Origin of the sequence: Mesorhizobium sp. M7A.F.Ca.MR.176.00.0.0, assembly GCF_004023165.1 — a bacterium.
GTDB lineage: Bacteria > Pseudomonadota > Alphaproteobacteria > Rhizobiales > Rhizobiaceae > Mesorhizobium.
The window spans coordinates 7,501-11,013 of the sequence record NZ_RZTC01000158.1 but is presented as its reverse complement, the minus strand read 5'-3'; the positions used below and the strand labels follow the sequence as shown (position 1 = coordinate 11,013).

Genomic DNA, 3,513 nt, shown 5'->3' with positions numbered 1-3,513 from the left:
AGGCGTATATAGTCGCCACCAACGACAACTGTCAACACACATCGACAATGTTTTTTCGATTTCTCGTAGAGATATCCACCGGGCCGAAATTCATGAGTTGGCTTGGCTGAATTGTGGGCGGCGTTCTAGCGCTCACCATTCCTGTGATGCGTCCCGAGCTCGAGGCGCTGATGTGCGCCATCGCACCCGTCGCGCCTGGAGGACTGCAGGGCAATTCTCCACCGAAGCGCCGTTTAGGGCCGGTCCTCGAGCAATTCCGGTGTGATGTTCCGGCCGGCGTAAAAGCTGCCCAGGATCAGGACCCGCCCGCCCTCGACGGCAAAGGCAATGCTGTCGCGGTAGCCAACAATCCGCAGCCAGGCATGATCTCGACCCGCTCGGTGCTCCGCTGTGGAAAAGTCGACAGACCGAGACAATGGTCGGGATACCCGCAATGAATCTTCAGGCGATCGCCGGCGACGCACGTCCGGCTATGTCACCGTAGAGTTGCTCCAGCTCGGCTTCTGCCTTGGGGTGGAAGACAATCCGATACTCCACCCCTACTAGGCTTTCGCCTGCTTCGCGCGATGACGCGCCTCCAGCCGGGAGAAAACCGTCTCGGCAGGGATTCCCTTCGATGAATCCTGCCGGAGTTCAGTTAGGCGCCCCGGTATCTCCTCGCGCAGCCATTTCTCCCGCTCCGCCTCCAAATCCTCAAGCATGCGCAGGCCCGCGCGGACAACTTCGCTGGCATTGTTGTAGCGGCCTGATTCGAGCTGCTTCCTGATGGAGCTCTCGTAATGGTCATTCAAAGCGAATTTGGCATTGGCATCCCCCCTGCGGGAACATGGGAGTGATCCCGCACCTGGCGACAGATGTCAGCTATCAGCAAAATTGGCCGATTCGACCATGCTACACCTTGCGCCACTCATCCCCAGAGAATCGCCCTTCACTTTGATTCGACTTGATCGAGGCGTAGCTTCGGCGCCCCCCAGGCCGCTCGGCCAACGGCACTTGCGGCGTGACACACCCAACCGCCGGCGCGATCGAGGATCCACATGCAGGTCGATTCGCGGTCCTCAGTCATTGTCATGGCCGAGGGTGGCCACAAAAAGCCGACTGAATAGAACACCACCCCGACCCAATTCATTTCGTATTTGATTGCAAGTCACCACCGGCGTCACTGACCGATGCCTGAGGATCGGATGCTTCGTCTTTTCTGCCTCCGATTCGGTTGATCTGGCCATGGCGGCGGCTGGGCGCCTCGCTTGCCAATCCCCTGAACGCAAACGGCCCGCGGCTGCGGGCTATTTTGAATTAGGTTTGTTGAGAGGCTTGTCTGTCGTCGTAGCTTGTCGGCTGAGGCCTCTTTCTGCGCCGAGGAGTGCCGCTGCAGGCACCATTGTCCCCCGAATGCGAACGGCCGGCGGGCATTGTTCCTGGCGGATTGTTTGCTTACCGAAGTTTGGTTGGGGAGAGGATTTGAGTTTTCTGTCTGGCGGCTTGGGCTTGGCCTGCTTGGGGGCGCCTGATGACATGACGGGTTAAACGCCGGCACCAGGGCAAAAAACAAAAGAGCCCGCACGAGGCGGGCTGTTTGTTTAGTGAAGTTTGGTTGCGGGGACAGGATTTGAACCTGTGACCTTCAGGTTATGAGCCTGACGAGCTACCGGGCTGCTCCACCCCGCGTCACCTCTTAGCAAGCGTTTGCTTGCTAATCTTAGCAAGCGTTTGCTTGCTTTTTTGTGTAAGCCGAGGCCTACAGATAGGTATATGGCTGACCAAATGAAAGGGCCGCTTACGCGGCCCGTGATCCCTTGGCGGGCCATTTCATAAAGAGAAGACATCACTCCATCCGATTGGATGTGAGTTCAACGTGCGTTTAGCAGACCTGGCAGCGACCTACTCTCCCGCGTCTTGAGACGAAGTACCATCAGCGCTGGAGCGTTTCACGGCCGAGTTCGGAATGGGATCGGGTGCAGCCGCTCCGCCATAACCACCAGGTCGGCAAAACGCACGTTGTTCGAGAAGCTTTTGAGCGAAGGAGCACAAAGAGGCATCGGCAGCGGAGCTGTCGGGTGCCTCTCGGGGCTATTCGCTGGTCTTTTTTGTGCCTGTCATCCTCCGATTTGGAGCGATGAGCATAAGGAATGAGAACGATCAAGCCGATCGAACTATTAGTACCGGTAAGCTTCAAGCGTTGCCGCTCTTCCACACCCGGCCTATCAACGTGGTCGTCTTCCACGGTTCTCAGGGAATACTCGTTTTAAGGTGGGTTTCCCGCTTAGATGCCTTCAGCGGTTATCCCGTCCGGATATAGCTACCCTGCTATGCGGCTGGCGCCACAACAGGTCCACCAGAGATCCGTCCATCCCGGTCCTCTCGTACTAGGGACAGATCCTTTCAATATTCCTACACCCACGGCAGATAGGGACCGAACTGTCTCACGACGTTCTGAACCCAACTCACGTACCGCTTTAAATGGCGAACAGCCATACCCTTGGGACCTGCTCCAGCCCCAGGATGCGATGAGTCGACATCGAGGTGCCAAACAACCCCGTCGATATGGACTCTTGGGGGTCATCAGCCTGTTATCCCCGGCGTACCTTTTATCCGTTGAGCGATGGCCCTTCCACGCGGGACCACCGGATCACTATGACCGACTTTCGTCTCTGCTCGACTTGTCAGTCTCGCAGTCAGGCAGGCTTATGCCATTGCACTCAGCGAACGATTTCCGACCGTTCTGAGCCCACCATCGCGCGCCTCCGTTACTCTTTAGGAGGCGACCGCCCCAGTCAAACTACCCACCATACATTGTCCCGGACCCGGATAACGGGCCGCGGTTAGACATCCATAGTAATAAGGGTGGTATTTCAAGGGTGGCTCCACCTGAGCTGGCGCCCAGGTTTCAAAGCCTACCACCTATCCTACACATGCCACTACGAATGCCAATGTAAAGCTATAGTAAAGGTGCACGGGGTCTTTCCGTCTAACCGCAGGAACCCCGCATCTTCACGGGGAATTCAATTTCACTGAGTCTATGCTGGAGACAGCGGGGAAGTCGTTACGCCATTCGTGCAGGTCGGAACTTACCCGACAAGGAATTTCGCTACCTTAGGACCGTTATAGTTACGGCCGCCGTTTACTGGGGCTTCGATTCAGAGCTTGCACCCCTCCTCTTAACCTTCCAGCACCGGGCAGGCGTCAGACCCTATACGTCGTCTTGCGACTTCGCAGAGCCCTGTGTTTTTGATAAACAGTCGCTACCCCCTGGTCTGTGCCACCCTCCTCTACTTGCGTAGAAAAGGGTCACGCTTCTTCCGAAGTTACGCGTGCAATTTGCCGAGTTCCTTCAGCATAGTTCTCTCAAGCGCCTTGGTATACTCTACCAGACCACCAGTGTCGGTTTCGGGTACGGTTTATAAGGAGGAGCTATTTCCTGGAACCACGCAGCAGCCCGTTCAATCCGATAAGATTGGACTACCTCAATGATCCGTCACTACCTCCAAGCCCACGAATATTAACGTGGTTCCC

At 56.5% G+C, this 3,513-nt stretch carries 1 protein-coding gene, 1 tRNA gene, 2 rRNA genes and 1 pseudogene (1 of these 5 only partly in view); all 5 read right to left on the bottom strand.

Annotated features, from left to right (window positions below):
• Window positions 1–233: 233 nt before the first annotated feature.
• Window positions 234–537: pseudogene (locus tag EOB59_RS36940) on the bottom strand (type II toxin-antitoxin system RelE/ParE family toxin).
• Window positions 538–542: 5 nt separating this feature from the next.
• A complete protein-coding gene (locus EOB59_RS31535) occupies window positions 543–854 on the bottom strand; it encodes a type II toxin-antitoxin system ParD family antitoxin (RefSeq protein ID WP_127809237.1) in 312 nt (103 codons plus the stop codon).
• Window positions 855–1,591: 737 nt separating this feature from the next.
• Window positions 1,592–1,668 (bottom strand) — tRNA-Met (locus EOB59_RS31530).
• A gap of 200 nt (window positions 1,669–1,868) precedes the next feature.
• Window positions 1,869–1,983: ribosomal RNA gene (gene rrf / locus EOB59_RS31525) — 5S ribosomal RNA — on the bottom strand.
• A gap of 152 nt (window positions 1,984–2,135) precedes the next feature.
• Window positions 2,136–3,513 (bottom strand): 23S ribosomal RNA (locus EOB59_RS31520); it runs 1,444 nt beyond the window's last position.